At 66.4% G+C, this 1,139-nt stretch carries 1 protein-coding gene; it reads left to right on the top strand.

Annotated elements, in window-relative coordinates:
* Positions 1–47 precede the first annotated feature (47 nt).
* Positions 48–1,139 carry an IS630 family transposase gene (locus ACF09K_RS34300; RefSeq protein ID WP_392249259.1) on the top strand — a complete coding sequence of 364 codons (1,092 nt, stop codon included), beginning with the start codon at positions 48–50 and terminating at the stop codon, positions 1,137–1,139.

The raw sequence follows: 1,139 nt of genomic DNA, 5'->3' as shown, positions 1-1,139 counted from the left end.
CTAGTCTTCTGAGTCAGGAGTTCTGGTCAGATGTGTAGGGTTGCGGGGTGGCGCGTACTGGGCGGCCGAAGGCCGAGTTGATCCTGTCGGACGCGGAACGGGCTGCGCTGGAGGGGTGGGTGCGGCGCCGTTCCACGCCGCAGGCGTGGGCTCTGCGGTGCCGGATCATCCTGGCCTGCGCAACCGGTGCGTCGAACAAGGACGTGGCCGCCCGGCTCGGCTCGACGCCGCATGCGGTGGGCCGGTGGCGGAAGCGGTTCGTGGAGCACCGGATCGCCGGGCTGGGCGACATGCCGCGTTCCGGCGGTCCCCGGACGGTCACCGACGAGCAGGTCGCCGCCGTGGTGACCAAAACGCTGGAGTCGACGCCGAAGAACGCCACGCACTGGTCGACGAGGGCGATGGCGAAGGAGATGGGCCTGTCACAGTCGACCGTGTCGCGGATCTGGCGGGCTTTCGGCCTGCAGCCGCACCGCTCGGAAACCTTCAAGCTGTCGACCGACCCGTACTTCGTCGACAAGGTCCACGACGTCGTCGGCCTGTATCTGGATCCGCCCGAGCGGGCCTTGGTTTTCTGCATGGACGAGAAGTCGCAGATCCAGGCCCTGGACCGCTCCCAACCGGTGCTGCCGATGATGCCGGGCGTCCCTCAGCGGGTCACCCACGACTACGTGAGGGCGGGCACCACCACGCTGTTCGCCGCGCTCGAGGTGGCCACGGGGAAGGTGATCGGCTCCCTGCACCGCCGGCACCGGGCCGAGGAGTTCAAGAGGTTCCTGATCAAACTCGACCGGGAGGTCCCGCAGGGCCTGGACGTCCACTTGGTGCTGGACAACTACGCCACCCACAAGACCCCGGCCATCAAGACCTGGCTGCTGGCCCACCCTCGCTTCCACCTGCACTTCACGCCCACCGGGTCCTCCTGGCTCAACCTGGTGGAACGCTGGTTCGCCGAGCTGACCAACAAGCAGATACGGCGAGGCGTCCACAAGAGCGTCCAGGCCCTGGAGAAAGACATCCGCACCTGGATCGCCGCATGGAACACCGACCCCAAGCCCTACATCTGGACGAAGACCGCGGACGAGATCCTCGAACGTCTCGCCAACTATCTGAACAGAATTCCTGACTCAGAAGACTAG

This window comes from Streptomyces sp. NPDC014882, assembly GCF_043081325.1.
Taxonomy (GTDB): domain Bacteria; phylum Actinomycetota; class Actinomycetes; order Streptomycetales; family Streptomycetaceae; genus Streptomyces.
The sequence above is the reverse complement of the archived record's forward strand: the minus strand, read 5'-3'. Positions and strand labels throughout refer to the sequence as shown.